The organism is Dyella sp., assembly GCF_035503745.1.
GTDB lineage: Bacteria > Pseudomonadota > Gammaproteobacteria > Xanthomonadales > Rhodanobacteraceae > Dyella_B.
On the sequence record NZ_DATJTC010000017.1, the window covers coordinates 144,244 to 164,406 of the forward strand.

Consider the following 20,163-nt stretch of genomic DNA (forward strand, 5'->3'; position numbering starts at 1 on the left):
TTAAGGAACCTGCATGACTCCAAGAGCAGCCTTCATCGGCCTGGGTGCGATGGGCGCACCGATGGCCGGACATCTGAAACGTCACGGCCTGTTGCATGCCGTGGCCAACCGCACGCACGCCAAGGCCGTCGCGCTGGCGCAAGCGCTGGACGTAAGCGCACCGGCGACGCTGGCGGAGCTGGCCGGCGCATGTGACCTGATTGCGCTGTGCGTGACGGCCGATGCCGACGTGCTTGCCACCGTCGATGCGCTGGCGCCGCACTTGAAAGCAGGCGCGATCGTCGTCGATCACTCCACCGTGGCACCCGATACCGCCAAGGAGGCCGCCGCGCGGCTCGCCGCGGTCGGCGTGCATTTCCTGGATGCGCCGGTGTCGGGCGGCGTGGAAGGCGCCAAGAACGGCAAGCTGTCGGTGATGGTCGGCGGCGATGCGGCAGTGCTGGAGCGTGCACGGCCGGCGCTGGAAACCTATGCGCTGCGCATCACGCATCTGGGTCCGGTGGGTGCGGGCCAGGCGACCAAGGCGGTAAACCAGGTGCTGGTGGCCGGCATCGCGCAGGCGGTTTGCGAAGGGCTCGCCTTGGGCGAGGCGCTGGGCCTGGATCCGGACCGGCTGATTCCCACGCTCGGCGCGGGCGCAGCCGGCAATTGGTTCCTGGAAAAGCGCGGCGCCACCATGCTGAAGAATGAATTCAGCGTGGGCTTCAAGCTGGCGCTGTTGCATAAAGACCTTGGCATCGTACGCGGTATCGCCGAGGGTGTCGGTACCGATCGCACGGTGATCGAGCGTTCGCTCGCCGACTACGCCGAACTGATGCGCCAGGGTCATGGCGATGACGATATCTCGGGCCTGATCCGCCTCAAGCGCAAACACTGACGGCGCACGGCATGAAACAGGCGGCCTGTCGCGGCATCGCCTGTTTCATGTGCGATCGGTTACTTGCCCGATCCGACGTAGGTCAGGTCCGCGCTGTAGCTATCCACATGCGAGGAGATGTCCTTGATCGCATCGTTGATCGCCTTGCGGATGGCCAGGGCATCGGCCTTGCCGTACACGCCTTCGACCATTTTCCACACGTCCGGATTGGGATCCCGGCCCAGTTCCGCCCAGCTGCCGGACGGCGATATCAGGATGAAATCGGGTGCGCCCTCGCCCCCATCGATGACCTGCCCGAACCGGTAGTAATACGGCCATTTGGCTTTTTCGGCTGCGGCGGCGACTTTTTTCACGTTCGCCGTGAATGTCTCGGACGCTTCATGGCCCGGCTTGAGCATGAAGTAGGTGACTTCGATCAGCTTGGGCGTCGCGTCCGTGCCCTTGGAAACGTGGCTGAGTTCGGGCATCCATTGCAGGAATGAACTGGTCTCGCTCTTGAGGTGCGGATTGACGCTGGAGCGCAACACGCCATCGCAGGTTTTTCCCACCGCTTCCATGTCATCGAAGCCACCCCATGGAAGGGGGTCGGATGTATACGAATAACTGTACGTATTGCCGGTTTCGTGCACCCAGGCCGTCCAGGTGTACTTGGCGCCATGCTGGCGCATGCACTGGTTGAAGTTTTTGACACCCGCTTCGTACGCCTCCTGGTCTGCCGGTGCGACCACGTCGGTGTAGTCGCGCAGGACGGTCGTCGGTGCCGCTTTTTCCTGTGCCTGCGCCGCCGTGCCAAACAGCAGCGCCAAAGCGAGCCACGCCGTAACGTTCTTCATAAGAACCTCCAATCGGGGCAGTTGCCCCCACAATGGTTTGGGGTTCCCCTGGTTCTGGCGAACGGGCGGTTCGTACCATTATGCGCGCGGTAGGCGCCATAGTGCGCGCACGATCGCAAAAGCATGCTTTGGGCCGATGGCGTCGCCGAAAGCCGGGCCGGATGAACCGGTCGAGCGCTGCCGGCCCAGGACGCATGGCGGCCACCGTATCCAAGGGCGCTCCCGAAGCCGGCGGGAAGCGCGCTGGCAGCCAGCCTCCCTTCGGCGCGCCGTTGACGACAAGCGTGTTAGAGTCCGGCGCACGCAAATTAATGCCCATGGGGGGGACATGGACGACACGGCAAACTGGTCAGTGACGCTGACCGGAAAGACCATCGCGGGCGCGGACCCGCAAACCGCCTGGCAACGCGTCGCCGAGACCATGAAGCTCGACGCGGACACTTTCCGTACCCGCATTCTTCAACGCGTGCCGCTGACGCTCAAGGCGGTAGGCGAGCCGGCCGCGCTGGGGCAGCGCGACGCCCTGCGCGCATGCGGCGTGGAGGCCTTCGCCTTGACCAATCCTGGCGGCCGCTATCTGTGGCTGCAGCAACAAGGCGAGGTGCGCGGCCCGGTCAGCGAGGGCTACCTGCGCCAGGCTCTGGAAAGCGGTGCGCTGGATCGCCAGGCGCGCGTGTGCGTCAAGGGCGAGCAGGACTGGCAGACGCTGGAGGCGGCGCTGTCGTTGTCGCCGTTGGCGTCGGCGGCCTTGCATCTGGAAGAAGATACGCCACCCGCCGCCGCGGGCGTGCCGGCCCCGCCTCGGGCCCAGCCCAGGCCGGCGGCGCACCCCGATGCGATCCGCCTGGATGTCGTGGACGTCGCCGAGCCGGTCGTGCGCCATGCGCGCGTGTTGCCGGAAAACGCCGCCGGCCTGTATGGCGGCTTCTGGATGCGCGTGGCGGCCTATGCGCTGGATATGCTGATCATTTGGCTGGCGTTTTTCGTGTTGTTCTTCGTGCTTGCGCTGATGCTGCCGCATCGGAGCCCGACCGCTGCGCCGCCGTCGCAGGTGATGCCGACGGTCGTGGCTTTCCTGCTGATTCTGGCCACGTGGCTGTATTTCCCGCTATGGGAATCGAGCGCCAAGCAGGCTACGCCCGGCAAGCAGGCGCTGGGTTTGCGCGTCACCGACGAAAACGGCAACCGCTTAGGTTTCTGGCATGCATTCGGGCGCTTTCTCGGCAAGATCGTGTCTGGCCTGATCTTGTACGTGGGTTACATGATGGCGGGCTGGACCAGCCGCAAACAGGGGCTGCACGACCTCATGGCCGGCACCTTCGTGGTGCGCGGCCAGGTGCTGGAAGCATGGGAGCAGGGCGAGCATCCGCCGGGCAGGCCCACGACGCCGATGCCCGCCTGGGCGATCGTGCTGATCGTGCTGGGCGCCGGTTTTTTCCTGATCGTGCCGATCATGGCGGCGATTGCCATTCCGGCGTATCAGAGCTACGTGGTTCGGGCCCAGACGATGGAAGCGGTCGCCCTTACCCAAAGCGCCAAGATTGCCGTCACCAACTATCTGCTGACGAACGGCACGCCGCCGGCCGACAACGCGCAGGCGGGGCTGGGCAGTCCCGAGCAAGTGCATGGGCGTTACGTTTCGTCGGTGTCGATAGTCGACGGCACCATCGTCGCCAGTTTCGGCGACCAGGCCGCGACGGTGCTGCACGACAAGCACCTTACGCTGACGCCGGCGCTGCAGGCGCACGGGGTCAGTTGGAGTTGCGCCAGCGAGGATATCCCCAACCAGTACCTGCCGCTGGCGTGCCAGACACACTGATCCGGGCAATCTGCGGAAAAACAAAAAAGCCACGTGACAGCGTGGCTTTTTGTTGGCGGCCACTGAAAGCTTAGTGGCCTTCTTTCAGCGCGATCGCGGGAAAGCCCGCCGAAGCGAGCCGCTGCTTGGCCGACTCCAGGTCGGTGGCCGAATGGAACGGCCCCAGGCGCACGCGATGGTAGGTTTGTCCGCCCACGCTGACCGATTGCACGTTGGCGACGAAGCCTTGCAGCGCCAGCTTGGCTTTCAGCGTTTCGGCATCGGCCGCGCTCGGGAAGGCGCCGACCTGCAGCAGATACCCGGTTTGCGCCGGGCTGGCCGCGGGTGGCGCCGTCGGGGCCAGCGATGGCGCGGCGGTGATGTTTTGCGTTTCGGCGCGCGGCGCGTTGGGCGGCAGCGGCGGCGCGGACGGCGTCGCATTCTGCGCCTGCGCCTGCTGCTGCGTGGCTTGCTGGCGTTGTTCGGCCTTGGCCTGCGCGCTGATTTCCGAATCGGGAATGCGCACTTCTTTTTCCGATAGCACGGAGTAGAAATCGTATTGCGGCTTTTTCGGCGCGGTGGCGCCGTTGGCCGGCGCCAGGCCTTCGTCGCTGCCGGGCTGCGCGGTGGCTTCGGGATTGGGCTGCGGACCCTTGGGCGTCATCGGGACCAGCGAATGGCGCATCAGCACGACCACCACCAGCGCCCCGATCAGGATGCCGATGACGACCCCGGCCCAGGCCGGAAACCCGCCGCTGTTGTTGCGCACGGCCTGACGGCCTTTGCCCTTGCGTGGTGGCATTTACATCTTCTCCGGGGCACTGAGTCCCAGCAAATCCAGTCCGTTACGTATGACCTGGCGGGTGGCGAGGGCCAGCGTGATGCGCGCATTGCGCAGTTGGGCGTCGTCCACGATCCATTTGTGTTCGTGATAGTAACTGTGAAGCGCGCCGGCGAGTTCGCGCAGGTATTGCGCGATCAGGTGCGGTTCCAGATTGCTGGCGGCCGCCTCGACCACTTCCGGATAGCGCGACAGTTCCGTCAGCAGGATCTGCTCGGCTTGCGTATCCAGCCGCGCCATCTGCGCGATGCCGGCCTGGGTGTCTACCGGCGGCAGGCCGCGCTCGGACAGTTCCTCCAGCACGCGGCACACGCGGGCGTGCGCGTACTGGATGTAATAGACCGGGTTGTCGTTGCTTTGCGAGCGGGCCAGGTCGATGTCGAACACCAGCTGCGAGTCGGCCTTGCGTGCGATCAGGAAGTAGCGCGTGGCGTCGCGGCCGGCTTCCTCGATCAGGTCGCGCAAGGTGACGTAGCTGCCGGCGCGCTTGGAGATCTTCACTTCCTCGCCGCCGCGCATCACCGTCACCATCTGGTGCAGCACGTATTCGGGCCAGCCCTTGGGGATGCCGCAGTCCAGCGCCTGCAGGCCCGCCCGCACGCGGGCCAGGCTGCCGTGGTGGTCCGAGCCCAGCTCGGTGATCGCGCGCTCGTAGCCGCGCAGCCATTTGCTGCGGTGGTAGGCCACATCCGGCACGAAGTACGTGTAGGTGCCGTCGGACTTGCGCATGACGCGGTCCTTGTCGTCGGCGAAATCGGTGGTGCGCAGCCACAGCGCGCCGCCTTCCTCGTAGGTGTGGCCGTGGGCGATAAGCTCGCGCACGGTTTCGTCCACCTTGCCTTGGGTGTATAGCGAGGATTCGAGGAAGTACACGTCGAAGCCGACCCCGTAGGCTTGCAGGTCAAGGTCCTGCTCGCGGCGCAGATAGGCCACGGCAAAGTGGCGGATCGCTTCCAGGTCGTCGGGGTTCTTGGCGCCGACCACCGCCTGGCCGTCGGCGATCACCGTGTCGCCGGCAAGATAGGCGCGGGCGACGTCGGCGATATAGTCGCCGCGGTAGCCCTCTTCCGGCCAGCCGGCATCGCCCGGCGCCAGCCCGTGCGCGCGCGCCTGGGTGGAAATCGCCAGGTTCTGGATCTGCACGCCGGCGTCGTTGTAGTAGAACTCGCGCTTGACGTTCCAGCCGGTCGCCTCAAGCAACCGGCTCAGGCAGTCGCCGATGACGGCGGCGCGGCCGTGTCCCACGTGGAGCGGGCCGGTTGGATTGGCCGACACGAATTCCACGCCCACCGTGTGACCGGCGCCGCTGCTGTTGCGGCCGTAGGCGTGCCCCTGCGACAGCATGCGTCCGGCCTCGGCGTGATAGGCGGCCGGGGCCAGGAAAAAGTTGATGAAGCCGGGGCCGGCGATCTCGACCTTGTACACCAGCGCGTTGGCGGGCAGGGCGGCCACCAGTTTCTCGGCCAGCTCGCGCGGCTTGGCGCGCGCCGGCTTGGCCAGCAGCATCGCGGCGTTGGTAGCGAAATCACCGTGTTCGCGGCTGCGCGCGCGCTCGATCACGAAATTCGGCCATTCGATATCCGCCGGCAGGACGGCATCGGCTTGGAGGGTCCGCAGGGCCTGCAGAACCAGATCGCGCAGCGCTTCTTTCACGGGAGGGGTTTGATCGGGATGGAACCGCGCATCCTAACAGACGGCGCACCCGTGGCCGCGTTTTGCCATGGCTACACGTTTTTGACCGTTCCATGGGGCCGCCTGCTGCATTGCGGGGGGATACGGCCTGTGGATAACTCTGTGGGGAAAGTGCGGGCGCGTTGCGGCGCGATGCGGTAAAGATCGGTAGAAACCAGTCTGTCATGAAATTAATCAAACAAAAATAACAACTTGGGTAATGAAATTGATGTGATCTTCAGCAATGAGGCGGTAAGTGGCTCCGCACAGGCGATGTGCATAAGTCTTGCCACCCACTTGTAGTGGCCAGGTGCAGGGTATGTGTAGGGCATGTCATACCCTGGTCATGACGCATTGCGACAATGCCTGGGTATCACCGGCGTCTCCCCCGTCGGATCGATACGGGACCGCCGCATCCCTTCATACCCTCCCCTCATGCGGCTCCCGGCGCGAACCTAGCGGTCGCGCCGTTTTTTTTGGCCGCGATCAAAGCAGGCCGCGGGACGCCATGGATACCGGTTCGGCATGGCCGATCACCAGGTGGTCGAGCACGCGCACCCCGACCAGTCGCAGGGCCTGCCCCAGTTCCCGGGTGATCGCCTGGTCGGCCGCGCTGGGCTCGGCCACGCCGCTGGGGTGGTTATGGGCAAAGATCACGGCGGCCGCGTTGTGCTTAAGACACGCGCGCACCACTTCGCGGGGGTGCACGCTGGCGCCGTCGATGGTGCCGCGGAACAACTCTTCGAAAGCAAGCACGCGGTGGCGGTTGTCCAGGTAAAGACAGGCGAACACTTCGTACGGCAGATGGCGCAGGCGCGCGGCCAGGTACTCCCCGCTTTCGCGCGGGTTGCCCAACGCGGGCCGCTCGGCCAGTTGCTCGGCCAGGCTGCGGCGCGCCAGTTCCAGTGCGGCCACGATGCGCGCGCGCTTGGCTGGTCCCAGGCCTGCGCTGCGCACATCCTGGTCCGGACGTCCGAGCAGGGCGCCGAGGCTGCCGGCTCGCGTCAATAGTTCGCGTCCCAGTGCGATGGCGTCCTTGCCGCGCGTGCCACTGCCCAGCAGCACGGCCAGCAATTCGGCGTCCGACAAGGCGCCGCTGCCGCGCGCCAGCAATTTTTCGCGAGGACGTTCGCCCTCCGGCCAGTCTTTGATACTCATCGCGATAGCATCGTTGGTAAGGATGCGATCGGGACAGCAGTGGCGGTAGATGAATCCGGTAAGCTACTGCTCTATCGGTATGTCAGACGACGCTTACACCATGAGTCTTGCTCAACGCCGCATCCTGCTGGGAGTGTCGGGCGGCATCGCCGCCTACAAGTCTTGCGAACTGGTCCGCCGCCTGCGCGACCTGGGTGCGCAGGTGCGCGTGGCGATGACCGAAAACGCCACGCGGTTCGTCACCCCGACCACTTTCCAGGCGCTGTCGGGCGAGGCGGTGCGCGTGAGCCTGTGGGATGAATCGGCCGAGGCGGCCATGGGCCACATCGAGCTGGCGCGCTGGGCCGAGCGCGTGCTGATCGCGCCGGCCAGCGCCGACCTGATGGCGCGCCTGGCGCATGGCCACGCCGACGACTTGCTCGCCACGGTCTGTCTGGCGACGGCGGCACCCGTTTACCTGGCGCCGGCGATGAACCAGCAGATGTGGGCGCATGCCGCGGTGCAGGCCAATCTGGCCACGCTGCGCGCCCGCGGGGTGCATATCCTGGGTCCGGCCGCGGGCGACCAGGCCTGCGGCGAGGTGGGTTCGGGCCGTATGCTCGAACCGCACGAATTGCGCGAGGCGATGGTGGCTTCCTTCGGCGACCAGGTTCTGCGCGGCAAGCAGGTAGTGGTCAGCGCCGGGCCTACCTACGAGGACATTGATCCGGTTCGCTTCATCGGCAACCGCAGCTCCGGCAAAATGGGTTTCGCGGTGGCGCAGGCGGCCGCGCAGGCCGGCGCGCAGGTGACGCTGATCGCAGGTCCCGTGGGGTTGGCCACGCCCGCCGGCGTAGCGCGGCGCGTGGATGTACGCAGCGCCGCGCAGATGCAGGCTGCCGTGATCGAGGCGAGCCGCGGCGCGGACATCTACATCGGCGCGGCGGCCGTCGGCGACTATCGCCCGACCGACGTGGCCGAGCACAAGCTGAAAAAGCAGGCCGGCTCGGATCTCACTCTGCAGCTGGCGGAAAACCCCGACATCCTGGCCAGCCTTTCCGCACAGCGCGAACATCCGTTCCTGGTCGGTTTCGCGGCGGAAACCCAGAACGTGGAGAGTTATGCGCGCGACAAACTGCAACGCAAAGGCCTGGACATGATCGCCGCCAACCAGGTCGGCGAGGGCATGGGTTTCGAAACGGCCGACAATGCGGTCACGCTGTTTTGGGCCGATGGCTCGCAGGCCTTGCCGCGCGCCGACAAGTCGGTCATCGCACGCCAGCTGGTCGCATGCATCGCCAGCCGCTTCCAGGCGGTGCGTGGATGATGGTCGATGTCGAACTGAAAATTCTCGATTCGCGCCTGGGCACCAGCATCCCTTTGCCGCAGGCCGCCACCTTGGGCAGTGCCGGCATGGACTTGCGGGCCGCGCTGGATACGCCGCTCACCCTGGCGCCGGGCGAAAGCGCCCTGGTACCCAGCGGCATGGCCATCCATATTGGCGATCCGGGCTGGTGCGCCTTGATCGTGCCGCGTTCGGGGCTGGGCCACAAACACGGCCTGGTCATGGGCAATCTGGTAGGAGTGATCGACGCGGACTACCAGGGGCCGCTGATGATTTCATGCTGGAACCGCGGGACCCAGCCCTACACCATCGCAGTGGGCGAGCGCATCGCCCAGTTGCTGCTGGTGCCGGTGGCCCAGGCACGCTTGAAGATCGTGGATGAATTCGTGCCGTCAGAACGGGGCGAAGGCGGATTCGGTTCGACGGGGAAACACTAAAACGCTTGGGGAAATGGGGCATGGCGATGAGCGGCGCACGAGCGCGTTTGCCGGTAGTGCAAGTCCATTGGGGGCGGTTGCTGACGCTGGCGGCCGGCACGTTGCTGCTGGCCTTGGGCGCGTTCAGCGCGTGGCAGACTTGGTTGATTGCCAACCAGGGCACGGCCGTGCAGCACGTGCATGCCGTGCAGCAGCAAGCCGTGCGGGCGCTGGCGCAGGAGATCGCCGCCGAGCACGACCAGGTGGTCCGTGCCATCGCCGGCATCGACACCAGCAGTTTGCCCGGCGATCCCGCGCCGGTGCTGGCGGCCCTCAAGCAACGCTTGCCGCAGGCCCAGGACGTGGAGCTGTACAGCGCCGGACTCGACGAAGTCTTGCACGCCAACTACCACACCTTCGGCTATGCCAAGGCGGCACAGCTGATGAGCGCGCCCGATGCCGGGGGCGATCCGCCGGTGCAGTCCACGCTCAAGGGTGCCGGCGATCGCCGTGTGACCATGGTGCTGCCGCTCCTCGCACAGCAAAAAACCGTGGCGTGGGTGTGGATCGAATTGCCGTTTGCGGAAATCGCCAAGCGCTTCGATGATCTGCCGGTGGACAGCGGCAGACTGGAGCTGCACCAGAGCAGCGACCGCGGCGAGGATCTTCAACTCATGGCGCATGGCAGCTCGAGCGCCCTCGACAGGGAATCGTCGGGAAAGGACATACCCGGCAGCACCTTCAACATCGTGGCGGTGTTGCCCGGGGCTTACATCCTGTTGCCGCAATCGGTGCTGCTGGCCGCCGCCTTGGCGCTGATCGGGCTGGCGGGCGGCGGCTACATTTTCTGGTTGCTCAGTCATTGGGGCGCTCGCCGCGTCGCTGCTGATGCGCTGGCTGAACAGGAAGCGATGGCGGCCCAAGCGGAGTTGGCCGCACAGCCCGAGCCGGTCAAGCCGGTCGCGCGCCCCGCCGCCAAACCGGCTCCCCCGCCGGCACCGGCATCCGTCGCGATCGATCCGGCCATCTTTCGTGCTTATGACATCCGTGGCGTGGTCGGCAAAAGCCTCACCACCGACGTCGCCAAGCTGCTGGGCCAGGCGATCGGTTCACTGATGCGCGAGAAGGGGCTGCACGAAATCGTGGTCGGCCGCGACGGCCGCCTCTCCGGCCCGGATCTGGCCGGTGCCCTGTCCGACGGCCTGCGGGCTGCGGCCATCGATGTGATCGACATCGGCGCCGTGCCCACGCCGGTGGTGTATTACGCCACCTATCGATTCAATACCGGCTGCGGCGTGGCGGTGACCGGCAGCCACAATCCACCCGATTACAACGGCTTCAAGATTGTGATCGGCGGGGAAACGCTGTCGGAGGATGCTATCCAGGATCTCTACCGGCGCATGGCCGGCAACACGCTCGATCATGATGGCGGCGGCATGCTGCGCCACGTCGACGTGGTGCCGGACTACATCGAACGCATCACCTCCGACGTGCAGACCGAGCGCCGTCTCAAGCTGGTGGTCGATTGCGGCAACGGCATTCCCGGCGCGGTGGCGCCGCAAGTGCTCGAAGGCATCGGGTGCGAGGTGATTCCGCTGTATTGCGAGGTGGACGGCCATTTCCCCAACCATCATCCCGATCCCTCCGACCCCAATAACCTGCAGGATCTGATCCTATCGGTGAAGCAGACCGGCGCGGACCTGGGCCTGGCCTTCGATGGCGACGGCGATCGCCTGGGCGTGGTCACGCGCGGCGGCGAGATCATTTTCCCCGACCGCACGCTGATGCTGTTTGCGCGCGACGTGCTGTCGCGCCAGCCGGGCGCCACGATCATCTACGACGTCAAATGCACGGGGCATCTGAAGGGACAGATCCTGGATGCGGGCGGCAGTCCCTTGATGTGGCGCACCGGCCACTCGCTGATCAAGGCCAAGATGCGCGAGACCGACGCGGAACTGGCCGGCGAAATGAGCGGGCACTTCTTCTTCAAGGAGCGCTGGTACGGTTTCGACGATGGCATCTACGCCGGCGCGCGCTTGCTGGAAATTCTTGCGGGGGACATCGAAGGTCGAACCCCGGAAGAGATTTTCGCCACCTGCCCCAAAGGCGTGTCCACGCCGGAGCTGAAGATCGCGATGGCCGAAGGCGAGCATTACCGCTTCATCGAAAAATTCCGCGAGCAGGCCCATTTCGGCGAGGCTACGCTGGTCACCATCGACGGCGTGCGCGCGGACTGGCCGGACGGATGGGGGCTCGTGCGCGCTTCCAACACCACGCCGGTGCTGGTGCTGCGGTTCGATGCGGATAATGCCCAAGCGCTTGCGCGCATCCAGGGTGTCTTTCGCACGCAGTTGCTGGCGGTCGATCCGGCGCTGACACTGCCGTTTTGACATCCATCGGCCGGCGGCGACGGCGCCGCCGGCGATCAGTAGCCGCGATTGTCCTTCTGCGCGGCCTTCAGTTCGCGGTAGTGCTCAAGCTCTTGCGCCTGCTGCTGCACGGTCGCTTCCCGGTTGGCCTTCTGGCGTTCCAGCAGCGCCCGCTCGCTGGCGACGATGTTGCGCTCGGAGGAAATCTGGTCGCTGAGAAACTTCGGCACCGGTTGCTTGGCGCGTTCGTCGTCGGCGGCACGATTGAGCAGGTCGGTCAGTGCGGCATCCTGGCTGTGCAAGTTGGCGCGGGTGGTGCCCATCTGTCCGTCGAGGCTGTCCAGCACCTGCTGCTGTTGCAGCTTGAGCGCATCCTCGTCCGGGTAGGTGTTAAGCAGCCGCATGTCGGCGCGCTTCTGCTCGTCCAATGCATGCTGCCGGGCGGCCTCCTCGGCGGCCTGCTTGTCGGCGGCCGCGCGCTCGCTGGGCGACAGCGCGCGGTTCACGTGCTGGATCACCATGCCGTCGCCGCTGATGACGTCATAGCCGTACTTCACCGCATCATTGGTGAGGCTGTCGCTGAAGTGAGGCAGGCCGCTCGGATCCACCCAGCGGTAATGGATGCCGCTGGACTTGGTGTTCTGCGCGACCGCCGGGCCGGCGAGGCCAAGCGACAACGCGATGGACATAACCAGTACAAGTCGACGCATGTTCCCCTCCTCCATCGAGTATAGCCGTGGTCTGCGGTCTGCTGAATTGCGGATATGCGCCAGCGTGACTGAATTCACCGCAAACCCCCGAGGAGCTACTCGCGTACGCCGTAGCGCTCGCGGTAGGCAAGCAGGCGCTGGTGCTCGGCGGCCAGGTCCGGGCGCTCGCCCGCGTAGGCCAGCACGTCGCTGAAACCGGTAATGGCAACGACCGGAATGCCGTAATCGCGCTGCACTTCCTGCGCGGCGGACAACTCGCCCTGGCCGCGCTCCTGGCGGTCCAGCGCAATCAGCACGCCTGCCGGCGTGGCGCCCTGTGCGCGGATCAGGCCGAGCGACTCGCGCACCGCGGTACCGGCGGTCATCACATCGTCCACGATCAGCACGCGGCCTTGCAGTGGCGCGCCCACCAGTACGCCGCCCTCGCCGTGATCCTTCGCTTCCTTGCGGTTGTAGGCCCATGGAAGGTCCCGGCCGTGCTGGTCAGCCAGGGCCATGGCGGTGGCGGCGGCGAGCGCGATGCCTTTGTAGGCGGGGCCAAACAGCATGTCCACCTGCAGCCCCGAATGGACCACTGCCGCCGCGTAGGCGCGCCCGAGGCGGGCCAGCGCCGCGCCCGAATCGATACGGCCCATGTTGAAGAAATACGGGCTCTGGCGACCGGACTTGAGCGTGAATTGACCAAAACGCAGCACATCGCGCTGCAGGGTAAGTTCGATGAAGTCGCGCTGGTAATCGTGCACAGGGAAATCTCGTCAAAAGGAATCAGGGCAGGGCGCGCCACAGCAGATGCTGCGGCCCGGACCGGCCGCCATGGTACAGCTGGCCAGTGTCGACGAAGCCCGCGCGCAGATAAAGCCGCAACGCGGGAAGGTTGCGGCCATGGGTCAGCAACACCAGCAATTGTGCTTCGGGGTGGCGCCCGGCCAGGTCGCCGATCAACGCCTGCAGCGCCTGCGTGGCGAGTCCTTGGCCCTGCCAGCGATAATCGATGAAGAACGAGCGCAGGCCCACCGCGGGCCGGTCGAAATCGCAGTCGGCGAGGCTGCGCGCCTGGGCCTCGATGCGGTAGTAGCCCACGGGAACCTCACCGCGCAGAATCGCCATCGGCGTGCTGCCCTGGCAACGTTCGGCATCGATCAGCGACGGCTCGATGTCGCTCACAAAATCGCGTTGCGGCGCGGTGACCCGCAACGAGAGCAAGGCATCGCGCCACGGCGGCGACACCGGAACGACGCGGATGGCGGCGCGATCAGGCATGGTTGGTATGATGGCGCATTCCATGAGGAACGCCCATGCGCATTATTTCCCTGAACGCCAACGGCATCCGCTCCGCCGCCAACAAGGGCGTGTTCGAATGGCTGCACAAGCAGCGCGCGGACGTGGTCTGCCTGCAGGAAACCAAGGCGCAGGAGGACCAGCTCACCGATCCCATGTTCCGCCCCGACGGGCACCACTGCTTTTATCGCGATGCCACCAGCAAGAAGGGTTACAGCGGCGTGGCCATCTACGCCCGGCGCGAGCCGGACAAGGTGCTCACCGAGCTGGGCTGGGACGAATTTGACAACGAAGGCCGTTACGTCGAGGCCCGCTTCGGCAACCTCAGCGTGGTCTCCCTGTACGTGCCGTCGGGATCGTCCGGCGATGAGCGCCAGCAATTCAAATTCAAGGTGATGGACTGGATCACGCCGATCTTCGACAAGTGGCTCAAGAGCAAGCGCGATTACGTGATCTGCGGCGACTGGAACATCGTGCATACCAAGGACGACATCAAGAATTGGACGTCCAACCAGAAAAATTCCGGTTGCCTGCCCGAAGAGCGCGCATGGCTGGATCTGTTGTTCAAGCAGCGCGGGTGGGTGGACAGCTTCCGCGCGCTCAAGCCGGAAGCCGTGGAATACACCTGGTGGTCCAACCGCGGCCGCGCCCGCGAAAACAACGTGGGGTGGCGCATCGACTACCAGGTGGTGACGCCTTCGCTGCGCGATCGCCTCAAGCATTGCTCCATCTATCGCGACGAGCGCTTCTCCGATCACGCCCCGTATACCGTTGATTATGCCGACTGATCCTGGCGCCGCGCCGGCGCGCAAACCATCGGTTCTGCGCGCGTTTTCGCAGCCGGCCGCATGGACGATGTGCTTGCTCGGTTTTTCATCGGGCCTGCCGTTCTTGCTGGTGGCCGGCACGCTGGCATTCTGGCTGAAAGAAAACGGCATCGTGCTGACAGACATCACGATGATCGCCAGCGCGGGCATGACCTACGCGTTCAAGTTTGTCTGGGCGCCCTTGCTGGACCATTGGCGCGTGCCGTTGTTCGCGCGATTGGGCCAGCGTCGCGGCTGGCTGCTGTTGGCGCAGATGGGCGTGTTCGCCGGCTTGCTGGGGATGGCGGCGTTGACGCCGCATCAGCTGGTGCCGTTCGTGGCGATGACGTTGTTCGTTGCGTTCATGGGCGCAACGCAGGACATCGCCATCGACGCCTATCGCATCGAAATCGCGCCGCCGTCCGCGCAGGGCGCCTTGGTCGCGACGTATTCGCTCGGCTATCGCCTTGGCCTGCTGATGGCCGGCGCCATCGCGCTGATCCTGGCCGATCACGTTGCCTGGGCCAAGGTCTACACGTTGATGGCGGTGATGATGGTGGTGCCGATTGTCACCACGCTGGTGATGCGCGAACCGGACGTGCGCCGTAACAAGCCCTCGTCATGGCGTGGCGCCATGCGCGAAAGCGTGATCGATCCGTTCGCCGATTTCTTCCGCCGCTACGGGTGGATCGTCGCCGGGCTCACGCTGCTGTTCATCCTTTTTTTCAAGATTCCCGAGCAGGCCATCGTCGGCGGCGTGATGAGCCCGTTTTATCGCGACATGGGTTTTTCCAAGACCGAAATCGGCGCGATTACCAAAATCTACGGCGTGTGGATCGGCATCGCGGGTGCGTTCGTGGGCGGTGCGTCGGTCGCGCGCTGGGGTGCGTGGCGCACCTTGGGCGTGTGTATCGTGCTGGAAAGCTGCAGCAATCTTTTGTACCTGCTGCTGATCCACCACCATGGCAATGTGATGATGTTGACGGCGGCTATTTCAGGGCAAAACTTCGCCGAAGGCTTGCTCGGTCCGCCGACCGTGGCCTTCCTGTCCTTGCTGGTGAATCGCCAGCACACCGCCACGCAATATGCACTGTTAAGTTCACTGGTGAACTTGCCGGGCAAAGTGCTGGGCTTCTTCGCCGGCGGCATCGTCATGGCGCTAGGCTATGGCGGATACTTTGTAATCACCGTGTTTTCAATGCTGCCGGCGATGCTGCTTTTCGCCTGTCTTTGGCGGCGTTTTCGCTACGACGAACCGGGGCCGGCCTGATTCAGCATCAGCCGCAAACGCGTTCACACCCCGATTGCCAACTTGTCCACGGAACCTCGCGATGACGATTGCCAGCGCGATGAAGGTTGGCCACTATCAGCGCACAGGGGCTACGTGGCACGGAGCGGAGCCATATGCCGGATATCATGATTCGTCACATCGATCGTCTAATGGCCGAGCGCATTCAGTTGCTCGCCAAAGAGCGGCAGTGGTCGGTCAACGATGTAGTGCTGCAGGCACTGCGGCGCGGCTTGGGCGTGGCCGAAAGCAGCAGCGCGCTCGCCGAGACGTCGCTCGAATCCAAGGAGCTGGCCAAGCCGGCGGGCGAGTGGGACGCAAGCGAACAGGCGGCGTTTCAGGAAGCCATGCAGGCGCTGGCGGTCGCACGCGCGGAGCAGCTTGCTCCCGCCGGCCGCTGAACGAATCGTTCGGCGGGTTCAGTCTGATCTACGGGGCGCCGCGTGGACTGCGCCCAACACGCGCAAGCCGCGCGCACCGGTAACGGCAGGCAGATTTCCCGGCAGTCCCAGCAAGCGCTGGCGGGCGAGCCACGCAAAAGCGGTGGCCTCCAGGTAATCCGGGTCGACGCCATGGTCGGCCGTGCTGCGCAATGCGCGCGGTTGCAGCAGTTCGCCCAGGCGCTGGACCAGCAATCGGTTATGCACGCCGCCACCGCACAGAAGCACGTCGCTGGCGTCGTTCGCGTGCTCTGCGATGGCGTCGGCAACGCTCCTGGCGGTCAGTTCAAGCAAGGTTGCCTGCACGTCGGACGGCGACAGGCTGGTGCCCGACAAGCGCGCATCCAGCCAGCCGAGGTGGAAATGTTCACGCCCGGTGCTTTTGGGTGGAGGCGCGCGGAAATACGGATCGTCCAGCAGCGTGGCGAGCAGCGCGGCATCGACGCGTCCGCTGCGCGCAAACGCGCCATCGCGATCGAAGGCTTCGCCGCAATGGCGCAGACACCAGGCATCGAGCAGGCCGTTGGCCGGGCCCGTGTCGAAACCCGCCACGCGGCCGTCGGCCCATAGCGCGGTGATATTGGCGATGCCACCCAGGTTGAGCACCACCCGCGTACGGCCCGGCAGCGCAAGCAACATGGCGTGCACCGCCGGAAGCAGCGGTGCGCCCTGGCCGCCCGCAGCCACATCGGCGCGGCGGAAATCGGCCACCACGTCGATGCCGCTGCGTTCGGCGATCACGCTCGCATCGCCGATCTGCAGGGTAAACGGATGCTCCCCGGTGGGCCGATGGCGGATCGTCTGGCCATGCGAACCGATCGCGCGCACCGCATCGGATGGCGTTCCACTTTGCGCAAGCAATTGGCGTACCGCATCGGCAAAAATCTCGCCGATGGCCACGTCGAGCCGGCCGTAGGCATCCAGGTCGAGCCGGGCCTCGTCTTGCGCGACGCGCAGGATCTGCGAACGCAGTGCGGGGGGCCAGGGATGGGTCAGCGCATGCAGCAGTCGCGGCGTGTCACGCTCGAACTGCACCAGCGCGGCGTCGATGCCGTCCGCACTGGTGCCGGAAATCAGGCCGATGTAAAGCGCCGAAGCGTCATTCACGCGATGGCTCAATCGTCGCTGCGCTTGGTCGATTGGGCCTGCGCAAGCTTGTAGTTGTTGTCAATTTCCATCAGCCGCGCGAGCTGCGGCTTCACCACCGAACTCTCGAACTTTGCCATCTGCGCGGGCGGTAGCGGCTCGGGTTTGGGCAGCGTGACGGTTTGCGGATTGCGCTGCACGCCATCCACGCGGAATTCATAGTGCAGGTGCGGGCCGGTGGCCAGGCCCGTCATGCCGACGTAGCCGATGACGTCACCCTGACGCACGTGCTGGCCTACATGCTCGTTGGCGAAGCGCGACATGTGGCCATAGGCAGTGCTGATGTGGCTGTTGTGCTGGATGATCACGAAATTGCCGTAGCCGTTCATCCAGCCGCGGAACTTGATCACGCCGTCGCCCGCCGCATGGATCGGCGTGCCGGTCGGCGCGGCGTAATCCACGCCCTTGTGCGCGCGCATCAGGCCCAGGATAGGATGCATGCGCGCCGCGCTGAAGGGCGATGAGATGCGCGTGAAGTCCACCGGAATGCGCAGGAAGGACTTCTGCAGCGGGCGTCCGTCCTCGCTGAACCAACCGTCGCTGCCGTCGGCGCGTTTGAACTTGTAGGCGGTGTAGCGATGCCCCTGGTTGACGAACTCGGCCGCGACGATGTCGCCTTCGTGCAGGTAGGCGCCGTCGCGATACACGTTGTCGTAAATCACGGTAAAGCTGTCGCCCACGCGCAGGTCCTGCACGAAGTCGATGTCGTATTTGAACAGGTCCGCCAGCTTGATCACCATCGCGTTGCTCAGGCCCGCCTTGTTGGCGGCGGCAAACAGCGAATCGTCGATCACCCCGTGGGCAATTTGTTCGCGCGTCTCCACCGAGCGCGCCACGGTCGTGACGGTGGGTGCATGGCCATCGAGGCGGATGATGGCGCGGGTGTCCTCGTCCTTGTCGAAGCGGATGCCTTCCAGATTGCCGCTGCGGCCGATCAGGAAATCGAACTCCTGCCCGGGATGGATACGGTGCAGTGCGCTCTTGGCATCGCCGGCGCTGTCGATCACGGTCTGCAAATCGGTCAGGCTTAGCCCCTGGCCCTGGAAGATGTCCGACAGCGTCTGACCCGGACGCACTTGCACCACGCGCCAGTCTTCCACCGCGGGCGCCTTGAGCGTGGGAGCCTGGATCTTCGGAAGCGCAAGCGGCAGCAGGATATGTTCCACCGGCGCGGCCGCCACCGGCTTCATCGCCGTGGCCCAGGCCGGGATGAGGAAGCCCGATAGCAGGGTGATCAGCAGGCCGGTCGCGGCGAGAATCCAGCGCTCGCGATGCCAGTGAATGGGCGCGCCTTCACCCTGGCCGTTGAAAGACCAGTGGGCGCAGCGTTCGTAGAAGTGAGAGTGGCGTCGTTGAGCCTTGCGGCGAATGGCCTGTTTGCGCGCCGCGCGCGCGTCTTGCTTGCCCTCAGCCATCACCTGTACACCTTATTCTTCTTATTCATCTGCTGTACCCGCCCCCGCACGGTACAAAGTATCAATAAGCGCGTACCATAACGACCTTGTGCAAAGTGCGTCAATGCCTTTTGCATCAAGGGTTTGCGCGATGTTTGCGGTTAACGCACAATTAACGCAATTGACGGCCGCCATCACTCTATTGGCTGTCTAGACAACTAAACCACGAGGGATACATGAGCGAGCTTGAGCAGGCGCTGGCCACCATTGCGCGCGGCGCCGACGAAATCATCAAGCGGGAAGACCTGGTCGAACGGCTGAAACTGGGGCGGCCCCTGCGCATCAAGGCGGGCTTCGACCCGACCGCGCCGGACCTGCACCTGGGCCACACCGTGCTGCTCAACAAGATGCGTCAATTCCAGGACCTGGGGCACACGGTGATTTTCCTGATTGGCGACTTCACCGGCATGATCGGCGACCCGACCGGCAAGAACGTCACGCGCAAGCCGCTCACCCGCGAAGACGTGCTGGCCAACGCCGAGACCTACGCCGAGCAGGTGTACAAGGTGCTCGATCGCCAGAAAACCGAGCTGCGCTTCAATTCCGAATGGTTCGGCCAGATGAACGCGGCCGACATGATCAAGCTGGCCGCGCAGCACACCGTGGCGCGCATGCTCGAGCGCGACGATTTCGCCAAGCGCTATGCCGCGCAGCAGCCGATCGCCATTCATGAATTCCTCTACCCGCTGGTGCAGGGCTACGACTCGGTGGCGCTCAAGTGCGACGTCGAACTCGGCGGCACCGACCAGAAATTCAACCTGCTGATGGGCCGCATGCTGCAGGAACACCACGGCCAGCCGCCGCAGATCGTGCTGACCATGCCCTTGCTTGAGGGCCTGGACGGCGTCAACAAGATGTCCAAGTCGCTAGGCAACTACATCGGCATCAACGAGCCGGCGATCGACATCGTTACCAAGACCATGAAGATCGGCGACGAGCTGATGTGGCGCTGGTTCGAGCTGCTCAGCTTCGACGTGTCGCTTGATGAACTTGCGCAGATGAAGCGCGACATCGCCAGCGGCGTGCTCAATCCGCGCGACGCCAAGCTGCGGCTCGCCCGCGAGCTGGCCACGCGCTTCCACGATGCGGCGGCGGCGGAGCAGGCCATTGCGGGGTGGCACGCGGTAGTGCGCGGCGAAGGCGACACCCGTCTGCTGCCGCTCACCGAGGTAGCCGTGCCCGCCGAAGGCCTGCGCTTGCCGGCCTTGTTGACGGCGGCGGGCCTGACGCCGAGCAACGCGGAAGCCCATCGCAAGCTCAAGGAGCGTGCCGTGCGCATCGATGCCGAAGTGGTCGAGGACGCGCAGCGCGTGTTCGCGCCGGGTTTCGAGGGCGTCCTGCAGATCGGCAAGCGCAACTTCGCGCGCGTGCTTCTGATTTCCGCCTGAGTCGAACCCGGCGGCGACCTGCATTCGGGCCGCTGACGCCCGGCTCGAAAAATAAGTTTCGCTACAGAACAACGCTTTACGCGAAGTGCGAAGAAAAATTAAAAAATCGCTTGCCAAAGGGTAGGGGCCTCCCTAAGATTCGCCTCCCCGCCGCAGGCAACGCACTTCGACGGCAACAACGGAATCAAAAATATTTTGATGAAGGTGTTGACGGACTGAAGACACGATGTAGAATGGGCGGCTCACCCGGGACGAAACGCTTCGGGGCGATCTTCAAGAGAAGGTTGCAAGTGATTGATCTTTGACAGTGTGCGCAGGTGACTTGTGTGGGCGCCTTGCGGTGGAAGGGAAACCTGTCCATAAATG

At 65.0% G+C, this 20,163-nt stretch carries 18 protein-coding genes; 9 read left to right on the forward strand and 9 right to left on the reverse strand.

What is annotated here, in order from left to right:
- The first annotated feature begins 13 nt into the window (after positions 1-13).
- Positions 14-877: an NAD(P)-dependent oxidoreductase gene (locus VME63_RS06660; protein ID WP_325431528.1), complete on the forward strand. Its 864-nt coding sequence runs from the start codon at positions 14-16 to the stop codon at positions 875-877.
- A 59-nt stretch (positions 878-936) separates the two neighbouring features.
- On the opposite strand, the gene VME63_RS06665 is transcribed toward VME63_RS06660, so the two are convergent.
- Positions 937-1,710 carry a hypothetical protein gene (locus VME63_RS06665; RefSeq protein ID WP_325431530.1) on the reverse strand — a complete coding sequence of 258 codons (774 nt, stop codon included), beginning with the start codon at positions 1,708-1,710 and terminating at the stop codon, positions 937-939.
- A gap of 328 nt (positions 1,711-2,038) precedes the next feature.
- On the opposite strand from VME63_RS06665, the gene VME63_RS06670 reads away from it, so the two are divergent.
- Positions 2,039-3,529 (forward strand): RDD family protein, encoded by a 1,491-nt coding sequence (locus tag VME63_RS06670; protein ID WP_325431531.1) that lies wholly within the window; start codon positions 2,039-2,041, stop codon positions 3,527-3,529.
- Between the two features lie 70 nt (positions 3,530-3,599).
- On the opposite strand, the gene VME63_RS06675 is transcribed toward VME63_RS06670, so the two are convergent.
- The 3 genes from VME63_RS06675 to radC all read right to left on the reverse strand — a co-directional run bounded on the left by VME63_RS06675 (position 3,600) and on the right by radC (position 7,178).
- Complete coding sequence (locus VME63_RS06675) at positions 3,600-4,310, reverse strand: SPOR domain-containing protein (RefSeq protein WP_325431532.1); 711 nt, start codon at positions 4,308-4,310, stop codon at positions 3,600-3,602.
- On the reverse strand, positions 4,311-6,002 hold the full coding sequence (gene argS, locus VME63_RS06680) for an arginine--tRNA ligase (protein WP_325431534.1): 1,692 nt from the start codon (positions 6,000-6,002) through the stop codon (positions 4,311-4,313).
- 504 nt (positions 6,003-6,506) lie between these two features.
- A complete protein-coding gene (radC, locus tag VME63_RS06685; protein WP_325431536.1) occupies positions 6,507-7,178 on the reverse strand; it encodes a RadC family protein in 672 nt (223 codons plus the stop codon).
- Positions 7,179-7,278: 100 nt separating this feature from the next.
- Here radC and coaBC point away from each other — a divergent pair, with 100 nt between their 5' ends.
- From coaBC to VME63_RS06700, 3 genes are read left to right on the forward strand one after another with little or no spacing between them, the layout of a single operon-like run.
- On the forward strand, positions 7,279-8,484 hold the full coding sequence (coaBC, locus tag VME63_RS06690) for a bifunctional phosphopantothenoylcysteine decarboxylase/phosphopantothenate--cysteine ligase CoaBC (protein WP_325431538.1): 1,206 nt from the start codon (positions 7,279-7,281) through the stop codon (positions 8,482-8,484).
- On the forward strand, positions 8,484-8,939 hold the full coding sequence (gene dut, locus VME63_RS06695; protein ID WP_325431560.1) for a dUTP diphosphatase: 456 nt from the start codon (positions 8,484-8,486) through the stop codon (positions 8,937-8,939). Before coaBC ends, dut begins: the two co-directional genes overlap by 1 nt.
- A gap of 20 nt (positions 8,940-8,959) precedes the next feature.
- Complete coding sequence (locus VME63_RS06700) at positions 8,960-11,308, forward strand: phosphomannomutase/phosphoglucomutase (RefSeq protein WP_325431540.1); 2,349 nt, start codon at positions 8,960-8,962, stop codon at positions 11,306-11,308.
- 35 nt (positions 11,309-11,343) lie between these two features.
- Here VME63_RS06700 and VME63_RS06705 read toward each other — a convergent pair whose 3' ends face one another.
- The 3 genes from VME63_RS06705 to VME63_RS06715 all read right to left on the reverse strand — a co-directional run bounded on the left by VME63_RS06705 (position 11,344) and on the right by VME63_RS06715 (position 13,257).
- Entirely contained in the window at positions 11,344-11,997 is a 654-nt protein-coding gene (locus tag VME63_RS06705) for a DUF4124 domain-containing protein (protein ID WP_325431542.1), read from the reverse strand.
- 95 nt (positions 11,998-12,092) lie between these two features.
- Complete coding sequence (pyrE, locus tag VME63_RS06710; RefSeq protein ID WP_325431544.1) at positions 12,093-12,740, reverse strand: orotate phosphoribosyltransferase; 648 nt, start codon at positions 12,738-12,740, stop codon at positions 12,093-12,095.
- Positions 12,741-12,762: 22 nt separating this feature from the next.
- A complete protein-coding gene (locus VME63_RS06715) occupies positions 12,763-13,257 on the reverse strand; it encodes a GNAT family N-acetyltransferase (RefSeq protein WP_325431546.1) in 495 nt (164 codons plus the stop codon).
- Positions 13,258-13,292: 35 nt separating this feature from the next.
- Between VME63_RS06715 and VME63_RS06720 the strand changes: the two genes are divergently transcribed.
- From VME63_RS06720 to VME63_RS06730, 3 genes are all read left to right on the forward strand, one after another.
- On the forward strand, positions 13,293-14,063 hold the full coding sequence (locus tag VME63_RS06720) for an exodeoxyribonuclease III (protein WP_325431548.1): 771 nt from the start codon (positions 13,293-13,295) through the stop codon (positions 14,061-14,063).
- Positions 14,053-15,351: an AmpG family muropeptide MFS transporter gene (locus VME63_RS06725; RefSeq protein ID WP_414648212.1), complete on the forward strand. Its 1,299-nt coding sequence runs from the start codon at positions 14,053-14,055 to the stop codon at positions 15,349-15,351. The genes VME63_RS06720 and VME63_RS06725 overlap by 11 nt, the downstream gene beginning before the upstream one ends.
- A 134-nt stretch (positions 15,352-15,485) precedes the next feature.
- Positions 15,486-15,770, forward strand: a complete 285-nt coding sequence (locus tag VME63_RS06730) for a hypothetical protein (RefSeq protein ID WP_325431550.1) — start codon at positions 15,486-15,488, stop codon at positions 15,768-15,770.
- A gap of 18 nt (positions 15,771-15,788) precedes the next feature.
- On the opposite strand, the gene VME63_RS06735 is transcribed toward VME63_RS06730, so the two are convergent.
- A complete protein-coding gene (locus VME63_RS06735; RefSeq protein ID WP_325431552.1) occupies positions 15,789-16,916 on the reverse strand; it encodes an anhydro-N-acetylmuramic acid kinase in 1,128 nt (375 codons plus the stop codon).
- An 8-nt stretch (positions 16,917-16,924) separates the two neighbouring features.
- Positions 16,925-18,370, reverse strand: a complete 1,446-nt coding sequence (locus VME63_RS06740) for an OapA family protein (RefSeq protein ID WP_325431554.1) — start codon at positions 18,368-18,370, stop codon at positions 16,925-16,927.
- Positions 18,371-18,585: 215 nt separating this feature from the next.
- Between VME63_RS06740 and tyrS the strand changes: the two genes are divergently transcribed.
- Positions 18,586-19,797 (forward strand): tyrosine--tRNA ligase, encoded by a 1,212-nt coding sequence (gene tyrS, locus VME63_RS06745; protein ID WP_325431556.1) that lies wholly within the window; start codon positions 18,586-18,588, stop codon positions 19,795-19,797.
- The last annotated feature ends 366 nt before the right edge of the window (positions 19,798-20,163 follow it).